The 18,416-nt window shown below is 38.6% G+C and carries 18 protein-coding genes; 3 read left to right on the top strand and 15 right to left on the bottom strand.

Annotated features, from left to right (window positions below; genetic code table 11):
- Positions 1-294: type 1 glutamine amidotransferase domain-containing protein (locus B3H30_RS18080; RefSeq protein ID WP_286834751.1), on the top strand; the 294-nt coding region annotated here is incomplete at its 5' end.
- Positions 295-430: 136 nt separating this feature from the next.
- Here B3H30_RS18080 and B3H30_RS18085 read toward each other — a convergent pair.
- The 12 genes from B3H30_RS18085 to B3H30_RS18140 form a co-directional block, all read right to left on the bottom strand.
- Positions 431-1,912: a calcineurin-like phosphoesterase C-terminal domain-containing protein gene (locus B3H30_RS18085; protein WP_175441987.1), complete on the bottom strand. Its 1,482-nt coding sequence runs from the start codon at positions 1,910-1,912 to the stop codon at positions 431-433.
- Between the two features lie 68 nt (positions 1,913-1,980).
- Complete coding sequence (locus tag B3H30_RS18090) at positions 1,981-3,753, bottom strand: hypothetical protein (protein WP_070565775.1); 1,773 nt, start codon at positions 3,751-3,753, stop codon at positions 1,981-1,983.
- 84 nt (positions 3,754-3,837) lie between these two features.
- The gene (locus B3H30_RS18095; RefSeq protein WP_070565767.1) at positions 3,838-6,645 is read right to left on the bottom strand and encodes a M16 family metallopeptidase; all 2,808 of its coding nucleotides are present in this window, start codon (positions 6,643-6,645) and stop codon (positions 3,838-3,840) included.
- 5 nt (positions 6,646-6,650) lie between these two features.
- Positions 6,651-7,106 carry a hypothetical protein gene (locus tag B3H30_RS18100; protein WP_070565769.1) on the bottom strand — a complete coding sequence of 152 codons (456 nt, stop codon included), beginning with the start codon at positions 7,104-7,106 and terminating at the stop codon, positions 6,651-6,653.
- A gap of 2 nt (positions 7,107-7,108) precedes the next feature.
- Positions 7,109-8,563 carry a RagB/SusD family nutrient uptake outer membrane protein gene (locus tag B3H30_RS18105; RefSeq protein ID WP_070565771.1) on the bottom strand — a complete coding sequence of 485 codons (1,455 nt, stop codon included), beginning with the start codon at positions 8,561-8,563 and terminating at the stop codon, positions 7,109-7,111.
- A 12-nt stretch (positions 8,564-8,575) separates the two neighbouring features.
- Positions 8,576-11,899, bottom strand: coding sequence for a SusC/RagA family TonB-linked outer membrane protein (locus B3H30_RS18110; protein ID WP_070565773.1), 3,324 nt, complete (start codon positions 11,897-11,899; stop codon positions 8,576-8,578).
- 10 nt (positions 11,900-11,909) lie between these two features.
- Positions 11,910-12,968, bottom strand: coding sequence for a FecR family protein (locus B3H30_RS18115; protein WP_286710169.1), 1,059 nt, complete (start codon positions 12,966-12,968; stop codon positions 11,910-11,912).
- A gap of 62 nt (positions 12,969-13,030) precedes the next feature.
- Entirely contained in the window at positions 13,031-13,603 is a 573-nt protein-coding gene (locus B3H30_RS18120; protein WP_070570504.1) for an RNA polymerase sigma factor, read from the bottom strand.
- 372 nt (positions 13,604-13,975) lie between these two features.
- A complete protein-coding gene (locus B3H30_RS18125; protein ID WP_254667774.1) occupies positions 13,976-14,731 on the bottom strand; it encodes a nucleotidyl transferase AbiEii/AbiGii toxin family protein in 756 nt (251 codons plus the stop codon).
- A 23-nt stretch (positions 14,732-14,754) separates the two neighbouring features.
- A complete protein-coding gene (locus B3H30_RS18130; protein ID WP_217493582.1) occupies positions 14,755-14,898 on the bottom strand; it encodes a nucleotidyl transferase AbiEii/AbiGii toxin family protein in 144 nt (47 codons plus the stop codon).
- Positions 14,891-15,685, bottom strand: coding sequence for a type IV toxin-antitoxin system AbiEi family antitoxin (locus B3H30_RS18135; RefSeq protein ID WP_070570506.1), 795 nt, complete (start codon positions 15,683-15,685; stop codon positions 14,891-14,893). The genes B3H30_RS18130 and B3H30_RS18135 overlap by 8 nt, the downstream gene beginning before the upstream one ends.
- Positions 15,686-15,880: 195 nt before the next feature.
- Positions 15,881-16,231, bottom strand: a complete 351-nt coding sequence (locus B3H30_RS18140; RefSeq protein ID WP_070570508.1) for a hypothetical protein — start codon at positions 16,229-16,231, stop codon at positions 15,881-15,883.
- 154 nt (positions 16,232-16,385) lie between these two features.
- Here B3H30_RS18140 and B3H30_RS18145 point away from each other — a divergent pair, with 154 nt between their 5' ends.
- Together B3H30_RS18145 and yidD are read left to right on the top strand one after the other, a co-directional pair.
- Positions 16,386-16,613, top strand: coding sequence for a hypothetical protein (locus tag B3H30_RS18145; protein ID WP_070570510.1), 228 nt, complete (start codon positions 16,386-16,388; stop codon positions 16,611-16,613).
- Positions 16,610-16,888 (top strand): membrane protein insertion efficiency factor YidD, encoded by a 279-nt coding sequence (gene yidD, locus B3H30_RS18150; RefSeq protein WP_070570512.1) that lies wholly within the window; start codon positions 16,610-16,612, stop codon positions 16,886-16,888. Before B3H30_RS18145 ends, yidD begins: the two co-directional genes overlap by 4 nt.
- Positions 16,889-16,981: 93 nt before the next feature.
- On the opposite strand, the gene B3H30_RS18155 is transcribed toward yidD, so the two are convergent.
- From B3H30_RS18155 to B3H30_RS18165, 3 genes are all read right to left on the bottom strand, one after another.
- Positions 16,982-17,452 (bottom strand): GIY-YIG nuclease family protein, encoded by a 471-nt coding sequence (locus B3H30_RS18155; RefSeq protein WP_286710094.1) that lies wholly within the window; start codon positions 17,450-17,452, stop codon positions 16,982-16,984.
- Positions 17,453-17,462: 10 nt separating this feature from the next.
- The gene (locus tag B3H30_RS18160) at positions 17,463-17,792 is read right to left on the bottom strand and encodes a nucleotide pyrophosphohydrolase (protein ID WP_286710095.1); all 330 of its coding nucleotides are present in this window, start codon (positions 17,790-17,792) and stop codon (positions 17,463-17,465) included.
- 124 nt (positions 17,793-17,916) lie between these two features.
- Complete coding sequence (locus B3H30_RS18165; RefSeq protein ID WP_286710096.1) at positions 17,917-18,363, bottom strand: nuclear transport factor 2 family protein; 447 nt, start codon at positions 18,361-18,363, stop codon at positions 17,917-17,919.
- Positions 18,364-18,416 lie beyond the last annotated feature (53 nt).

Genomic DNA, 18,416 nt, shown 5'->3' on the forward strand with positions numbered 1-18,416 from the left:
GCAGCTGTATGTCATGGACCTGCAGGCTTAACCAACATCAAACTGAGCACCGGCGAATATTTGATAAAAGGGAAAAAAGTCAATGGCTTTAGCAATGAGGAGGAAGAGCTTGTAAAGCTCAGCAATGTCGTCCCCTTTTTACTAGAGGATAAGCTAAAGGCAATAGGTGGGATTTATGAAAAATCCGAACCATGGCAGTCGCATGTTACTATTGACGGCAGATTGATCACCGGCCAGAAACCTCAATCAGCCAAGGCCGTGGGCGTGGCTATCGTCAAGGCATTAGGTAAATAAGCTATCCAAAAAAAGCCACATCTCACGACGTGGCTTCTAAACTAAACTTAAAACATATGAAAACTATAGTGTCTTCTACGGTCAAACCTACCCTTTTAGATAAGCTATGGACATATAGCAAGAATAATTTGTATAACTACTGCGAAAAAAACTCGGTAAATTCATTTTGAACTAAAAAGCCATAGTTATCCTCCGCTTTAATCCGGATCACTTTTATGCTATCACCATTTACGTTTTGCAACGGAAATTCCCAAAGATGACCAGAGGCCCGCTTTCGTAAAGGATTCGCCGTGCTACCTAAAGTGGGATAGATTTTTTGATTATTTTTTTCGATGATATCGGATACAAAGGGATCTACACTTTTACTTTTCCGCATCCTGACCCATTCTCCATCATTTATCTGTACCATGACATTCGTACTGTCTGCCGCTCCAAAAACATTTGCTAGCAATACGCCCGCTCTAACAGCAATATGCATTTGTTTTTTAGCATCCTGATCTACGGCTTTGAACTGAAACGAATAGCTATTGTTTTTAATATTGATCACAAAATACCCCCTTGGGCTACCGCACAGCATCCTGGCATCCGGAACTCCTTTGGCATCCTTCTCACCACGCCACCAGTTACCACAGGTTGCACCAGCACCCAATTCCTGTATCGCTTTATTTTTAAAGAAATAACGATCCACCTGATGGGTATGTCCAGACAAAATCAATACATTTTTATAATCAGCCAACAGTTGAAGTACCTCCGTCCTATTTCGTGTAAAAGCCATAGGAATATGCTGACTAAGCACTACTAAAGCATCTTTTGGAATATAGGAAAGATCATTTTTCAAAAATGTCAACTGCTCATCAGCTAATCTTCCTTCATAAGAATTTTTGCCTGTAGCAAACACATTGTTTAACACGATAAAATGTACATTACCATAATTGAAAGCATAATTATCAGCTCCAAAAACAGCATTGAAACGGTCGTTCATATAATCCGGATTGACAACGTTCCGATCATGGTTGCCGACCATTGTGTAGGATGACATCGGCAGCGCATCGATCATTTTCCCCACCTCAGGCAAAATCTCCATATTATTGTTGACTAAATCTCCCAGAACAAGATTAAAATCAATATCCTTCCTTTCTATAAGTTCGGAAAATATACTTTTGGCCGCAAATTCCAATTCCTCCTGATCGCTCACCTGCACATCTCCAATGGCGGCAATATTGAATTCGAGAGGGATATTTTTCCTCTTTCTTAATGGTATATCAAACACCAAAGTATCGGGAATAGTATGATTAGGATTGAGGTAATATGCATTTGCATTTCCTATTTTATTTTCCTTTGCCCATACATATTCAGATGGAGTGATAGAAAAAATGGATTGACCAATCTTAGCTTCAAAGCTATATGCTCCGGTTTTATCGGTGCTTATCACATCAATACCATTTGATACCCGAATTTTAGAAAGCCTTTTCTCTCCTTTATCCAAAAGGCCATTGTTATTTTTGTCTTCAAAAGCATGTCCTTCAATCAAGACTTTCTTAGCTACTGCTACTTGGGCTGTGACCTTTATTACAAAAAGTAATCCCAAGATCCAGATAATGCTTATTTTTTTAATCATATTGTTCATTGCTGATAGCTAAGTCACGGTCAGATAATTTTATACATCCGACCGTGACCTGAACTATGTTATAATCCGGGAATATCGTATTTGAAAAGGGCAGCTTTGCTGTTTATCACTGTGATCAAATAAGGTATTCCTTGATCACTTATCTGCATCACAAATTTATTTCCATTTTCTGGTGAAACCTGCACTGCAGTATTCCAGTTTCCTGTAGCTTCATTGTAGGTGCAGACCTTTATTCCATTGATTGCGTCTCCGTATGCCAAGAAAATCCGACCGTCGGGGTGTATACGGATCGCCACATTGTCGCGGTTTGCGGAGCTACTGGTCGTTTGGCTGATACCGTCACCCAACTGTTTCCAACTGCTCCCATTCCAATGCATAACAAATGTTTTATAAGCCGGTGAATTGGACTGGTAAACCATATAAATTTGACCGTCTTCTTTTACGTCAAGATCAATATTGATACCTCCTGAATTTGACTCTGCAGGTCCTACATTAACATTCCCGACCAAATTCCATGCACCATTTTCAAACCTATATACAGAAGGTTTACGGCTTGCTGTACCGTTTGTTAAATCCATGACGGCATAATACAATTTATTATCCCGTCCTTTAAACATTTTTGAAAACCAGCCTGTAGTTGACTGTGCAAAGGACTGCCCCGTCCACTTTCCATTACGTAACGATTCAACATATGTACCACGGCTAGGGTAAGGAGAAGACGCACGTGAGAACACATATCCTAGATAAGGCACATTATTGTCATCCAACTTTAACGTTAAATAATTCACCCTGTTGAAAGATCCCTGCTGCTCGCCTACAAATGACCAGGTATTATTCTCATACTTCATTAATGATGCATATTGTGCATTAGCTCCTGCCGTATAATCTCTAAATGCAACATATGGAATCCCTTGTTTCGAAAAATCTAACGAAATGTAATCGGCTCTTGTTGGCGTAAAGCCAGATTCATTCCCTAAAGTCTCCCACTGTTTGCTTTCACTATTGAACGCGGTAATAAGCCCTTTTCGTAAATCATCTGTACTGCCGGAAAATTGAACGGATACATACGGCTGATTATTTATTGGATTAATTTCAAGCCCTGCCTCCGCAACATTGTTGATTTGTAAAAAGTCTGGAAGCTGCATCGCTGTCCACACAGGTGCTGTCAGCCTGCCTACCTGAACAACAAAATTTTCAGATGTCCCGCTTTCCAAATCCTGCAATGTCAGGGTTTGGGGATTGGAATAATCTAAAATGGTTTCCTTGCTTTTGAAATCTGCACCATTGGACTTCAGTACTGTGCCTTCGTTGACAGTATATCGGGCAACCAACTTGGTGATATTGGCATCTACAGGTAGATCTACTTTGATATCAAGTTTGCTTATTGTAGCGGGATAATCGCGAAACAAATAATCTGGATTATCAGCTGCATAGAAACCAAAGGAAAGAATAGATCCCGACTTTTGTGCCGAAACGCTATATTCCGACATTCCGTTTGGTGTCACAAAACGGTAGACCGTTGCTTTGGAAAGATCGACGGCCGTAACCCCAGATTCTTGAATATTTTTCCCAACGTATGCAACCATTTTCTCCGACGTACCTTTAAAGGAAGGTACTGCTTTTGTAATATCGACAGAGTTGGGCACACGAATAGAAATATGCTGTCCTTCGATGGTACCATATACTGCATCTTTAAGGCCCGGATTGCTTGCTGGGTCAAAAGAAAAGGATTGCAACTGTACATTATCTGCAAGTAATGCATCCTGTTTGCATCCGAGAAGAAACTGACTAAAGATCATTGTGATCAATATTAAACAATAGTGTTTTTTCATCCCTATATTTTTATGATGATGAAGCTTAGGTCTTATCTTTATCAGACTTGTCTGATATGTCGCTGACCATTTCATCTGTATGAATTATTTCTTTAAATTTTCGGGTAATAATACCGCTTTTACTTTGTAGGCTTTATTGAGCTTCTGTTTAGCATAATCTGCAATGTCTGCAGCTTTTATCTGATCAAGCATTTGCTTATAACTGGTAAAAAATGACCAGGTTCCAAAGCCATAATAAATATGGTTGCGCAGTTCTGCACTCCAAAATGTATCTTTTCCAAATTGTTTGTCGTATACCTGGTGCATTTGCACTTTAGCATTATTGAGTTCTTCAACAAAGTAAGACGGATCTTTTATGATTTTATCAAGCTCAATCTGAACTTGTCCGATCAAAAACTCTGCTCTTGAAGGTTCGCAGGTAAAATTAATACGTGTACGCATCAAATCGGTCGGTTCAGAAGTTGCACTGACACTAACGCCTACGCCATATACGCCTGACTGCTCTTCTCTCAAATTCTTTCGGAGTTTAACCTTGAGCACATTTTCCAAAAGTTCATTTTTTAGTATCTCAGGGTAATCATAATGTGTAGAAGTGGTCTGATAGAACAAGTTAACCGTGGCCTTTTCGGCCTGACCTGCATATTGGACAATTTCTTGATCTTGGCGTTGTTTATAAGCTGGGATCCGCTGCTCACTGCGGTAATATCCTGTGGGAAGTGCCGCTATATACTGTTCTACAAAAGCTTGAATACTATCTATATCAAAATCACCGACTAGCACAAAATCAAAATCTTTAGCTGAATGGAAACGTTCTTTGAATACTGGTACAATACGATCGATCTGTAGATCCTTTTCAATGCGTTCGACCGAAAGTGTATTTTCATCCAAATCGTCCGCCCCTATAGCTTTATTGATCGCTTGATTATAGGCATCCATCACATTGAATTTTTTATTCCTGGCGGCATCTAACCCTTGCTTTTTGATGCTTCCAAAAATTTTCTCATCGACACGAGGCTGAGTCCATTTGAGGTAAATCAGCTCAAACATAGACTTGATATCCTTTTGATTAGCTGAAGCCGACAGTCCCTCTCGATTTGGCGCTATCATAAACGTGGCCGACGCTGAGTTTCCATTTAAAAATTTTGTTAATGCCGCCCGCGTAAATGCCCCCGCACCACTGGCTCCAATTATATTTTTGGCATACACAGCGTTGACATAATCGGAGCTGTCCATAGCAATAAAACCGCCTTTTCTAAAGGCTGTTAGTTGAATATGATTTTTTCTACTATCATTTTTCTTCAGAAAAAATCTGGCGCCATTGGAAAGTTGCCATTCGGTCACACCGACCTCGTTGATCAGTTTCTTTTGTATCACTTTACCGGATATAGGCAGATCGCTCAACAATTGCTGGGGTATTTCAATATGATCTGTCCATTTCTTCAAATCTGCCTGGGCGGACTCTGCGAACAACTGGCGCAAAACACTTTCGTTGGGCACCTCTGCCATGAGGCGTTCAGGAGCGGTTAGCATCACAGCTGTATTTCCTGGCTTAAAATAACCTTGGAGATGATGCAGGAGATTTAAAGAATCGAGTCGATCTAGATCACGTAATATCTGCCCATTACGGGCTTCCTTATCCATTAATATTTGGCCAGTAAAAAAGACATCTTTTAATTGGCTCAACATCATATTGGCATTCAGTTCTTTGTTCTCTGGCGCGCGTTGAAGCTGTCTTTTGTATTGCTCTCTATAATCAGACAGTTCCGAAGAGGTAAATCCGTAGCGCAAAATACGTTCGCGTTCTTTCAAATATTTAGAAATTCCAGATTTGATCTGCCCCTCGTACAAGGTAGCTCCACCAACAGAAAGTCCATTGTTCAATAAAAGATCAGAGACCGACATGGAAGCACTTTTGTAACTGTCGTCTAACTGGGCAATTCGATCAAATCTTTTCTTTAAAAGTGCATTTACTGTACTACGTTTTAAATTTTCAAAAAAATCGGCTTCGGTCTTAACAGCTTTGCTGGCTGGCAAAATCCCAATATAACTAAAGTCAATACTATTGGCCTCTTTATCGGTATAGATATTAAAAAGTGTATCTGTATGATTTGCGAGGCTGTATGAAATGCGCTTTGCCTCTGGTTTTCTATTTTTAGCTTTTCCAAAAAGCTTTTTGATCATCTTTTCAACTGCTTTTGGATCTTGGTTTGTTACGACAGCCAACCCCATTAAGTTTGGCCTATACCATTTTTGATAAAAATCTACCAGTGTCGGTCGACGAAAATTACGCAAAATATCCAGCGTACCAATCGGTTTACGGATGCCGTAACGGGAATGAGAAAAAATCAAAGGTAGGGTCTGATCGCTTAGGCGGGCAGAAAGGCCTTCCTTGGTCCGCCATTCTTCTATAATGATGCCGCGTTCCTTTTCGATTTCCAAAGAATCGAAACTAAGATTGAATGCCCAGTCACTAACGATATCAAGAGCTTTCTCTAAGTTTTCCTTCGACTTGCTATCGATCGTAATTTTATAAACCGTTTCATCATAGGAGGTGTGTGCATTTAAATCAGCTCCGAATTTTACGCCCAAAGACTCCAAGTAGGTGATCACTTCATTTTTGGGGTAGTGCTTGCTGCCATTAAAAGCCATGTGTTCTACAAAATGCGCTAATCCCAACTGGTCGTCCTCCTCCTGTAGACTGCCGGCATTGACAAAAAGCTGTATAGCAGTCTGCTGATTATTCGTATTATTAGGATAAATAAAATACTGAAAACCGTTTTTTAATTTTCCGCGCACCAGTTTTGGATCCTGTTTAAGGTCCTGAGCTTTCAGCTGTATGAATGATACAAGAAGAACACTAAATATCCCTATTGTTTTTTTCAGAATATCCATATGTTCTATATTTTAGTAATTTTCAGACTAGATTGTTTATGATCAGGGCCGGGTAGCCCAAGTGTAATATTCTTATCACTTCTGAGCAGACGAATAGTCAACGTATTGTCTTTACCTTCTTCTATCGGATGATTAATCCAGCGTATTTTTATAGGCATTTCTACGACACCTGGCTTAAACAGAAGCGACGAACCTGTATTAACAACTTCGAAATCTACGCCAGCTTTAAGCCCTTCGCCTGCTACCACTTCATAATCCAATTCTATGGCTTCAAACTGTGTTTTTGTACTGAAATAAACTTTATAGTCAACCGACTCATTTCTGTTGGCCTGCACCGTTATTTCCGAAACGTTATTTTGGTGGATATAGAAAAAAGGATGATCATATGGAGTTTCCAATTCTTTATTACAAGCTAAAAATAGCAGGGAGATGAAACTCATTAAAAATAGGATATTTTTCATTTTTATTTATTTACAGTGGGATTGGGAGTAATGGATTTATTGGCATCTAATTCTGATTTGGGAATAGGAAGAATAAACAAATCATTTGGATATTTTATCAAACAGTTTGCCGAGTTACATCCAGCCCCACGATCCAATGATTCTCTATAACGCATGATATCGTAGATACGTTGGCCTTCAAAAGCCAATTCCTTGCGTCTTTCCAATTTTATTAATTCCAATAATTCATTCGGAGTACTATATTCGACAATAATGTCTGCAGTATTTTTACCTAGCGCCCTCGCTCTAATGGTTTTTAAGTCTTCAATAGCTAAATTGTATTGTTGGGTATGAAAATATGCTTCCGCTCTATTTAAATAGAGTTCGGCAGAACGGATCACTTTAAAGTTGACCGGCCAATTCAGATCACTTGTTGTTGAATACTTCCCATTCTTAAGAGACATATACCTCTCTGGGCTTGACTGTAGTTCAAACATTGATTTACGGATGTCATCTGTGGCTAATAAATCTAAAAAATTATCCGAAGGATAGGCTAAAAACGCAACTCTATCGGAATAGAAACTTGACATAAAATTTGAAGATCTAATATTCAGATTTAGTTGCCAGATCACTTCAGATTTAATACTGTTAAAATCTGAAAACTGACTATCCGAAATGAACATATTTTTATAATCTTCGGCATTCACCAATTTGTACTTTCCATCGTTCAGGATTAACGATGAGTACTTAATCACATCTTCATAACGTCCCATGTATAGATATATCCTGGACAAAAGAGCCCTTGAGGCATCTGCTGAAGCATATATCTTAGTCTTTGCTGTGGAATTTTCCAAAAAGGTAATTCCTTGTTCTAAATCAGCTATGATTTGCGCATAGGTATCTTTCATACTTGCCCTAGGCACGCGCTCACTCGGTAATGGTGTTACTGTAGGAATAGGAATTCCCGGATGACTTCCATCCGCTGTATACGTATAATGCTGTGCATAAACATTTGCCAACGCAAAAAATAGTAGTCCGCGCAAAACATGGCTCTGCCCCATATAGCTATTAAAATCGTCAGACCTGCCATTTAGTGACTTACGTACCGTTTCAGCAGAGTTAATAATATTATTGATATTATTAATCGCCTCATAGCCTGTTGACCAAATGGCTAAAGTCCCACCAGTTCCATCTTCTTCATCAAAAGTATAGTTATAGTCCGTTAACATATAATTTTGCGTACCATTTGTGATGCGCTGTACATCATCGCCTCTTAAATCGCCATATATCCCATATTGTGACTGAAAAAAACGTGAGGTCAGGTTATAACTACCGACAAGTGCATCCCGCATACCATTCAGATCAGAAAATAGTTGCTCTTTGCCGAGTTGCCCTATGGGTTCAACCTCCAAAAATGATTTACCGCAACTCGCAAGCGTCAATGATAATGCAATTACTGTATATTTAAATAATTTCATATTAAATTCTGATTAAAAACCAATATTGATACCCAATGAATAATTAAGCACGCGACTAGATTCTGAAAGCATATTTGCATAGGTATTGTCAACTACGCTTCCACTTGTTACGCCAAACTGTTTAGCTAAGGATTCATAATTTTTTATTGATCCTTTTTTAGATGAATATGGAGTCCACATCGCAATATTACTTGCCATAGCGGTAACTGAAATATGATCTAATTTTAATTTGCGAATTAGACCGCTATTAAAAGTATATCCCAAACTGATATTATCTAACTTAAGATATGTTTTGTCCAATAAAAAACGGGTGGAGTTCATAATAGATGAGGTTGTTGTATTTGAAAGTCGTGGAGAAGTAGCCAGTTGGCCCGGAAAATACCAAGAATTCAGCATATCAATGGATTGATTGCCACTCAAAATATTAAGACCATCCAATCCATTATTTCTAGTTGCCTGATCAAAATAATAGCCCCCTTTTGAATATTTGAAGAAAATTGAAAAATTCCAGTTTTTGTAATTAATATAATTCGTTAGTCCTCCATAATATTGCGGTGTTGAATTCCCAACAAGTACACGATTTTCTGTATTATACACTTTAGTCACATTGCCGTCCAAATCATACCACATCGGGTCTCCTGTAGAAGGATCCACACCTGCCCAACGCACAAGATAGTAAGAGCGGGAATTATATCCTTTTCTCATGATCGTATTGCCCGAAACACGGTCAATATCTTCATTTAACTGCAACACTTTATTTCTATTTGACGATAAAATAAAAGTGGCATTCCAGTTAAAGTTTTCCTTTTGTAGTATTGCTCCATTAACACTCAGCTCTAAACCTGTATTTTGCATTTTGCCGACGTTCTGATAAGTACGTCTAAATCCAGTAACCATAGATACGTAGGCATCATCAATCATATCGTGGGTAACATTTCGATAGTATTCGGCAGCCACATTAAACCGACCAAACAATCTAAAATCTATCCCTGTATTGAGCATTTTTGTTGTTTCCCATTTCAGTCCATCATTCACACCTCTCGACATCGTCGTTCCAGAATTCCCTCCATAGCTATAATTGGAATCGTATTTATAAATGCCACTAGCATAAGCTGAATTAAATCGAGAGTTACCATTATTCCCATAGGACACCTTAAATTTCAAGAAATCTAAGATCTTATTTTTGGGCCAAAAATCTTCATTACTAACAGTCCAGGCCGCACCGACAGAACTAAAGGTTCCCCATTTTACATCTTTACCAAAATTGGAACTGCCATCTTTTCGATAGGTATAGTTTATTGCATAACGTTTATCATATACGTAGCCGGCACGCCCAAAATAGGAAAGTAACGTTTGTTTATCGCGACTCGTTGTCCCAAGACGATTATCTGTGGATACAAAGCCGACTTCTCGGATATAATCATTTGGAAAATTAGTTCCCGTGGCAGAAACAGATCTACGTTCTTCTTTTCGTGCTTCGGTTCCCAGTACAACATCAAAGTCACCTTTAAAAATAGTACGTTTAAATGCTAGGGTATTTGTACTGATTAAGTTTAAAACCTGTGATTGTCCTCGGTAGGCCTCACCGTTGCTGGAAGAGCCCGTATAATTATACATCGAAAAGTACTGATCTTCATTGGCGCTGGTAAAATCTGCACCATTGAGGTTTGTAAAGACTAATCCATCCCATAATTGATAAGTAAATCCTAAGGTTCCCAAAACATGTGCGGTTGCTTGTTTTTGTTCATTTTGATCGATCAAACCCGGCATACCCTGCAAAAGCCCGCCATTTGGATCGCGCTCAATATACTCACCATTTGGACCAAATGGGCTAATCAATGGGCTGTACTGAAAATAAGCATTGCCCGGATTGAACATATCATCTTTAGAATAAGAAGCAGCAAGTGTGCTGTTCAAAACCAAGCGTTTGCCGACATTCCCGCTTACGTTTGAACGCACATCATAACGTTTTGTAGAATTACCGATAATCGTCTGTTTTTCATCATAGATATTGGCTGAGAGGAAATAATGAACAGCATCTGTTGAACCCGACAGTCCTAAGCTGTGGAGATTAGTAAAACCAGTACGATTATAAACATCTGCCCAACGCGTATCCTGTGTGGTATCAATTTTCCCCAACTGATCAACCATACCCATGTCTTTCACCAAGTTTAAATATTGGCGACCATTCAGTTGGTTGAGATGACTTGACGGCCGTCTATTTATCCCTGTCCGAAATGAATAAGAAAGTTTTGGGGCTCCTTTTCCTCGTTTGGTTGTTATCAGGATAACACCATTGGATCCATTTGCGCCATAAATTGTCGTTGCACTGGCATCCTTAAGTACGGTGACACTTTCAATATCATTCGGATTTATATATGTCAATGGACTGATCGAATTTTGCATCCCAGGAATTGAATTAGTCGTTCCGCCAGTATACAAAGGCACACCATCCACGACCCATAACGGCTCATTTGATGTTATACCGCCAACGGTAGATGCTTCGCCACGTATTCTAGTGCTATAGCGTGATCTTGCAGAACTATTTGTACCCCCATCTTGTGAATTAAATTCGACCCCAGGAACGACACCTTCCAGTAAAGCATCTAATCGGAGCGCAGGCCTATTATCCAGGTCCTTTCTTGTAATTGTAAAAGCCGATCCTGTTTGGTTCTCTCTCGCTTCTTTGGTACCATATGCTGTTACAATTACTTCATCTAGATAATCCATACTTTTTTGGAGCACGATAGCTAGGTTTTTTCTGATATCTTTAGCAGGAATTTCTCTGGATTTATAACCGATGTAACTGACCACAATAGTCGCCTCCATAGGTACTTCCAAACTAAATTCGCCGATATTATTAGTACTGGTAACTTTATTAGTTCCTTTGATCGCGACACTGACACCAGCTTGATATGAAGGAGATTTACCATCCTGATCATCGATGGACACACGTCCTTTCAACAAGATTGTTCCCTCCTTTTCTTTGATCCGAGTTAACGTAATAGTTTTATTAACAATCTTATATTCAACATTAAGCTCTTTGGATAATTTCGACAATGCAGCTTGAATTCCGTCTTCATCAAGTGAAATCTGAATCATAGCAGTATTTTCTACAATACCTGCGTCATAAACAAAAGAATAACCTGACTGCTCTTCTATCTGCTTTAGCACTGTTTTAAGTGGCTTTTTAGTTGTATCAATATGAATTCGCTGTGCGAAACTTTGCTGTATGCTACAAGACAATAGCCCAATTGTCATTAAGGTGGTTAGTTTAACCGAAAGCAATTCCGGATTTAAAAAAGCCGGGCTTCGTTTAAATAATTTTTCATTCATTGTATTAAGGTTAATTATTTGCGAAATTCACATAGAGGACCTTACCTTTCATCTGAAAATTCCCATTCGTTAAGTTTTTCATAATCTCAAGCACATCTGAGGTTTTTGTGCCATTTATTATTTTACCAGAGATATACTGATTAGGAACAGAAGACTGATAAGAGAGCTCAAAACCATACCACTGGCTAAGTTGATGAAGTACAGTCTTAATGGATTCATTATCAAATTCAAAATCTAGTTTACGCCATGCCTCTTTCTCTAGCTTCGCCATCCGTTGAAGAGACAAAGCTCCATCTTTGTTGACAGCTATATTATTGGGTTGCAATATGACATTTTGGTTCCCATTGCTTAGCTCAATTTTCCCCTCGTGTAGTGTGGTAATTGTTTTATCAAAACTAGGATAAGCTCTGACATTGAATTTTGTACCGAGAACTCTGATCTGCTGATCTGCTGTTTTTACGACAAAACTGCGTCCAGGTATTGTTACTACTTCAAAGTAAGCCTCCCCTTCCAATGAAATTGTCCTTTGCGCCGCCTTGCCATAATCTGGGGACAAGACGATCTTCGATCCGGCATTCAAAGACACTTTAGTGCCATCGGGGAGAATAACTTTGGTAAACTCTCCTGCAGCTGTTGCCAAGGTTCTTAAATTATGATGTTCTTTGAGATCTACATATCTTGTCGAATCTAAAAAATCATGTAAACTGCTATTAATTTCTTCAGTTTGGCCTGAAGTATCTGTGATCCATGCCGCCGATCTAAAAACTTCATTATTATTTTCCTTTTGCTGAATTGACCAGATCCAGACTGCAGCTGCAGAGAGCAGCAGTAGTGCAGCTGCAACTCGCCATACCCATTGCAACCTGGATATTTTGGCGGGAGCAATACGTCGGTTAATCTCTGCCCAGTTTTTATCTTTAAATTCGACAGTCGAGAGATTACTATCGAGTATTGTTTCACTATCGTCAAAACTATTGTACCAAAGCTGGAATTGTAGAATATCTTCCTCAGAGGCTATTCCCTGGTTAATACGGGAAATGATTTCTTTAATTTCTTGTTGCGTCTTCATATGATTAACACTTGTGGTCTATATAGAAGTACCATAAGTGCTGAGCAACGCACGCTAAAAAATTAAAAAAATAACAAAGATTTTAAATTATTTATAAAAATCCTTAAATGTTTTAGGCTTTTGCTGATTTGATTTTCAACAGTTCGATGGGAGATATTTAGTTTTTCAGCGATTTCTCTACTGTCCAAATTATCTATACGGGAATAATTAAAGATAATCTTTGTTTTCTCCGGCAGGCGCTCTACCTCTTGGAAAATAAGTTGCTGAAGTTCTTTGGTGTATAATGCATCGTCCAGGCCAAGCTCTCCCACACGATCCAATAATCCATAGGAATTAGGATCAACAAAATCGATTCTTGAAGATCTATTTAGATATTTAATTATAGAAAACTTGGCTGCCTGAAATAAATAAGCTTCAAGATTTTGAACCTCTTCGAGTTTGGGATTATTCCAAAGTGAAATAAAAATATCCTGTAAAAGATCTTCCGCAATATCTTTCTGTGGGAGCCGGTTATTACAAATCACAAATATTTTGTCCCAATACCTTTCATAGATTATCCTAAATGCTTCTTGATCTCCAGCCCGTATTAACTTTTGTAAAGTTAAATTTTCGAGTGAACTATAGTTGTTTTTCATTTTTCGCCTCGTTTTATCTCATTACGGCAAAACAGTTCGATGTGAGACACCAAAACTACAACAATAATTAAAAGAAAACAAGATAGTTAGCAAGACAAAACAGGTCAATCTTATAAAACTATTTCAAATGGAGTATTGTTCTTACCATACAAAACGGCTACAAGCTGCCTTTCGAAAGAAAGGTTCAACATAAAAATTGGCGTCGTACGGTGAAATCCAATTGTCTTTAAAAACATTGGATGACGAAACAAAAAAGAGGAAACGATAGGAAACATAAAAATTACTGTACAAGTAAACGCTAAGAGAAAGGGTCTGATGAGAATCAGGCCCTTTTGACGTAAAAAAGCCATATCTCTCCTATTCAGCTTGACTTTAAGGATATAGGACAGCTTTTAGATTTTTGTAAGCGGTCACGTGTTTATTCTCTGACATTTTATTTAAATTGATTAATCTCCATTTCACTGAAGGAAGTTCCGAGACTAAAGCTGCGTCCAATCCTAAGAGTGCCCAATCAGGTGTCTTATTTTTGACAGAGAGTAAAAATTTACGTTCACTATCAGTCATCTCCTTGTTGATATCTGCAATCAGTTTCTTCCGTACAGAAAGTAGCTCCTGTAAAGAAACTTCAATTTCTGCCATTTGCGCAAACTCCATTTCATATATACCTGAGATATCTTTTCGGTTTGGATTAAGCAGTTCTGCCATCGGTCGAAAATGACTTATTAAAAATACAAGAAATGTTTTTCGTAATTCTTCCGTTAATCCTTCATTTTCGTATAACTGTTTTACATCAAACAAATCACGGGGATGTTGACGATCTAGGGCAGCGCAAAGTTTACCAGCATACAGATCTGGGTGTGATGCAACTAGCATTTCAGCATAACCAAATTCTTTTTCAACCTGCGGTCGCACTTCCATTCTGACAGCTGGGAAAAGGCTTCCACGTATAACAGGAGATAGTTCTATTTTAACACGAACATCATTAAGTGAAACTATTATTCGTAAAGAATTATCCTGTTGTAGTGTTGTATTTTGAACTTGGGCACCTGCAATCGATTTCTTTATGGAATCTGTTATTCTCGCTAATGCAGGTCTGATATTTTCAAGAGAGGCGTCGCGATCCTCCATTGGCAGATACAACAAATCGATGTCTACGGAAAGCCTTGGCAAATCTCTATATAAAACAAATTAATAGCCGTACCGCCTTTAAGTGCAAAACAGTCTTCTTTATCGATTATAGGTAACAATCGGATCAATAAACGGACCTGCTCGGCATATTCTTCTTTCTTACTCATAAAAATCAGGAACAGTTATTTTATATTTCTTATTTAGTTTCCCACCTGTGACGATCACACGATTACCAGATCCAAAATCTATTTTCTCAGATTGAAGTTTTGTAAACCAGGTATGATTTTGACGCTCGGCAAGGTAAAAGAAAAGCCTGCGAACTTTGATATTTGTGCACAGTTCCAATAATCTTTGGAGTGTCCTAGGAGAAAGCGTATTTAATCCTTGCATTAATTCATCCGCATGTTCAAATGATATATTTTGGGGAACTTGATTCATCACTTCCAAAATAGCTCTTTCAGGAATGGATATACGTAAGCCTTCCTTTGTATTTTTCCAACTGAAAGCTCTAGTAAACTCAAGTAATGCTAGCGGCCTTTCATCTTCAAAACTATTACCAAATAAATAGCCAGAACTATGCTTAAGAAATTTGATCCCTGTTGTAAGGTTATTTATCCATATGGGAAGATTATCCCGGCCATATAAATGAATCAAGCGTTGATTAGACATCGGGAGATAATGGGTCAGTTTCTGAAGTTCTAAAGCCGATAGGCCTCCAATGGTTAGATCTGTATCTAGCTGTTTCTGCAGGAAATAGACAATATCCCCCCATTCCACTTCTGCCCCTTCACGTTTATATACTCCATTTTTCACAGTTTCCAATAGTCGACTCTTCAATAAATTATCGATCGCATGGCCTGTGAGATCATTCTGCTGTAGCCAAGATCTGGTAACCAAAGCTCCCTCCGGCACTAATTTTAACACATCTTTCCTTCTCTGAGAATACATCTTCATGTTTAAACTATTTAAATTTATCGGCGAAAAACGCCGATNNATCGGCGTTTTTCGCCGATAATAAAGAAATATATAAACAAGTAAGCCTTTTCGAAAAACAAGCATAATACCGTTATTCCTGATTTTAGAGAAATGGATGTAAAAAACTCATATTGATATCATGTTATCTGAATTGACTCGCCGAGATCCTCCGCTCTACAAAAAATACACCGATTGTTGCCAGTCACCTAAGACAACCGGAGCATCGCCAATGGCCAAAATCGATCTTTTGGTGCCATCGATCTCTTGCTTATTCAATTTGTTTTTCAGCCTTTGCAAGCGGACCTGATTTCGCCCGCTGGGCTTAATCAGCACCAGATCGGACACATCAAACTGCAAAGTGCCTTTGATAGGATCGTAAAACTGCTCATTGGCAAAACTCAGTGTATTAAAAATACTGATCTTGGTTCGTAAAAGCCAGTCTCCAGAGGTCAGATAAAATGCAAAAGCATTCCTTATCTTGACATGTTCTTTAATACAGTAGCTAGCCACCTGGTGCACAGGCATAACTTTTACGGGAAGCCGTAATAATCTGTAATTTTTTATTCTTAAAATTGACAATATTGTAAAATGGATTGCAATAAAACTCAAAACACATTGATTTTCAATATTTTATTACATAGCTTTAATTAAATCATTAACCCAATCAAATACTGATATTATGGAATACAAAGTAGTACCTTTTGTAGCATCGATAGACCCAAGGACAGGCACATCGGATCAAGTAGCAGAACAATTAGAAAACCTGATTAATCAGGGTGCATCAGGAGGATGGAACTATGTAAGACTAGAAAGCGTCACAACTTATGTACATGCCGAAAATGGTTGCTTTAATAATAAACCTGGATATACGACGGCAAGACAGATGGTGGTATTTTCAAGGCCATGAAGTCTCTCCTATTGACCGCGATCCGGTTGTATTGGTTGATCATCCCACCAGAAAGAAGACGTAAGTGTATATTTAGGCATAGCTGCTCTAAATATGTATTTGACGTAACTAAACATAAAGGCTTTAGGGCAGGTAGGAAAGCATTGCTTTCACGCATGAGAACCTGTAATGGTCACTTTGACATAATCACGGATTATAAAAGTGGTGAGCGGATGATGTACCTGAAAGGCGGTGTAGTGGTTGGCGAGGCGGAGATCGCGGAGAGGTTGTTGTAAATAGTTTAGGGATGGAGCTGGAAATTTTGTCACGGAAGTTACATATAATATCAAGCCTGGTATTTTCTCTTCGGAACTTAAGTTTCAGATTTTTTAACAAGATTGAAGAAAAACGTGATTGAAGGCTGTCGATGATAGCAGACTGGTAGACGTACGCGCTATTTTAAGTTCTTCAAGTTGTTTCCAGATCTGTGGAAACAATACCTCATATTCTTTCTTCTGGTGATAGTAGTGTCCGTTATTGCCAAGGTTGATCAGTTTCAGACCTTTTTCTGCTGAGAAAAGGTTGATCAGGAATGCTTCTAGATGCAGGGTAACGGATTTGTTGAACAAATGCGAATAGATCGCATGTCGGATTAATAGATCTTTCTTGCTGTCGTGTCTATTATGGCTCGAAAAGCGGTTCTTGATATCGATAGATTCACCGATATAGATTGACCTTTTATCGTTGAGCAGATAAACAAGTGCGCTGTTATAAAAATCTAGTTTGCTATCTGTATCCTTAACCTCTTCTGTGCTACCGACGGGAACAATATGAACTTCTTTAATATCCAATTCTGACATGCGTTATTAATTACAGTTCATTATACTTTTTAGCAGTTCCCTTGGCTTTTTCTACAGGATATTTTTCATTGTTGAGTTTCATCTTGTCCTCCACGATCTCCTTAACATCAAGTCCGTGCTTATCGGCAAGTAATAGCGCATACATTAGTACATCGGCAAGCTCATATTTCAACTTGTCAGGATTGGCATCTTCATTTCCTTTCCACAGAAAAAGCTCCAGAAGCTCAGACGCTTCAATGCTCAACGCAACTGCGAGATCCTTAGAATTGTGAAACTGTTCCCAATCTCTCGCATCTCTGAATGCTCTGATCTGTCCTATTAACTGCTGAATATCCGACATGATAAAATCCTTTAACTAAAAACTGGCCTTTGTCCAAATATCCGAAATGTTGTTTAGGAATGAAAGGAAAAAGCCACATCTCTCGATGTGGCTCTACAACATATATATTTATTTGAGATGGCTCTTATTTATAAGAATTGATCGATTTGGATACGTTCCAATCATTGGCCACACGCTCCAAGGTAACTAAATCTGTTTTGGTGAAGTTTTCAAATTTCAACGTTACTTTAGCCACCATATAGTCTGCCGATTCCTCGATAATATCGGTGCTCACTGTGCAGTTTAACTTTTCGCCTTTTTGTTTTTTCAAGGATTTAACCACTTCGCTACGGCTGTTAGACTGCGCACTGGCAGCTTGGAGCTTTTGGTTGAAATCTTCTGCGAATAACTGCTCTACTCCTGCTGATTCTCCCTCCGTAGTTACCGCAACATAGTGCTCTAAAGCGAAATCTGCTGTAGAAAGGTTAATGTTAGTTTTTGTTGCTTTTGCTCCAGGTCCTTCAGCTGCCATAGCGAAAGTTGATACTGCGATTAAAGCTGCTGCTGTGAATGTTTTTACTAAAGTTTTCATAATGTCTTTATTTTATTGTGTTAGTTCTGTTGTGGAATTGCAACTTAAAAGTG

The sequence above is a fragment of the Sphingobacterium sp. UBA7038 genome (genome assembly GCF_002494055.1).
GTDB classification, from domain to species: domain Bacteria; phylum Bacteroidota; class Bacteroidia; order Sphingobacteriales; family Sphingobacteriaceae; genus Sphingobacterium; species Sphingobacterium multivorum.

What these genes read in the sequence shown, in the direction of transcription:
- B3H30_RS18125 (WP_254667774.1), bottom strand. Translation starts at nt 14,731, where the DNA reads ATGGAGGATCGCGACGCCTCTCTTGAAAATATCAGACCTGCATTAGCG.
- B3H30_RS18090 (WP_070565775.1), bottom strand. Translation starts at nt 3,753, where the DNA reads ATGAAAAAACACTATTGTTTAATATTGATCACAATGATCTTTAGTCAG.
- B3H30_RS18160 (WP_286710095.1), bottom strand. Translation starts at nt 17,792, where the DNA reads ATGTCGGATATTCAGCAGTTAATAGGACAGATCAGAGCATTCAGAGAT.
- B3H30_RS18140 (WP_070570508.1), bottom strand. Translation starts at nt 16,231, where the DNA reads ATGCCTGTGCACCAGGTGGCTAGCTACTGTATTAAAGAACATGTCAAG.
- B3H30_RS18145 (WP_070570510.1), top strand. Translation starts at nt 16,386, where the DNA reads ATGGAATACAAAGTAGTACCTTTTGTAGCATCGATAGACCCAAGGACA.
- B3H30_RS18135 (WP_070570506.1), bottom strand. Translation starts at nt 15,685, where the DNA reads ATGAAGATGTATTCTCAGAGAAGGAAAGATGTGTTAAAATTAGTGCCG.
- yidD (WP_070570512.1), top strand. Translation starts at nt 16,610, where the DNA reads ATGAAGTCTCTCCTATTGACCGCGATCCGGTTGTATTGGTTGATCATC.
- B3H30_RS18120 (WP_070570504.1), bottom strand. Translation starts at nt 13,603, where the DNA reads ATGAAAAACAACTATAGTTCACTCGAAAATTTAACTTTACAAAAGTTA.
- B3H30_RS18095 (WP_070565767.1), bottom strand. Translation starts at nt 6,645, where the DNA reads ATGGATATTCTGAAAAAAACAATAGGGATATTTAGTGTTCTTCTTGTA.
- B3H30_RS18115 (WP_286710169.1), bottom strand. Translation starts at nt 12,968, where the DNA reads ATGAAGACGCAACAAGAAATTAAAGAAATCATTTCCCGTATTAACCAG.
- B3H30_RS18165 (WP_286710096.1), bottom strand. Translation starts at nt 18,363, where the DNA reads ATGAAAACTTTAGTAAAAACATTCACAGCAGCAGCTTTAATCGCAGTA.
- B3H30_RS18105 (WP_070565771.1), bottom strand. Translation starts at nt 8,563, where the DNA reads ATGAAATTATTTAAATATACAGTAATTGCATTATCATTGACGCTTGCG.
- B3H30_RS18110 (WP_070565773.1), bottom strand. Translation starts at nt 11,899, where the DNA reads ATGAATGAAAAATTATTTAAACGAAGCCCGGCTTTTTTAAATCCGGAA.
- B3H30_RS18130 (WP_217493582.1), bottom strand. Translation starts at nt 14,898, where the DNA reads ATGAGTAAGAAAGAAGAATATGCCGAGCAGGTCCGTTTATTGATCCGA.
- B3H30_RS18085 (WP_175441987.1), bottom strand. Translation starts at nt 1,912, where the DNA reads ATGATTAAAAAAATAAGCATTATCTGGATCTTGGGATTACTTTTTGTA.
- B3H30_RS18100 (WP_070565769.1), bottom strand. Translation starts at nt 7,106, where the DNA reads ATGAAAAATATCCTATTTTTAATGAGTTTCATCTCCCTGCTATTTTTA.
- B3H30_RS18155 (WP_286710094.1), bottom strand. Translation starts at nt 17,452, where the DNA reads ATGTCAGAATTGGATATTAAAGAAGTTCATATTGTTCCCGTCGGTAGC.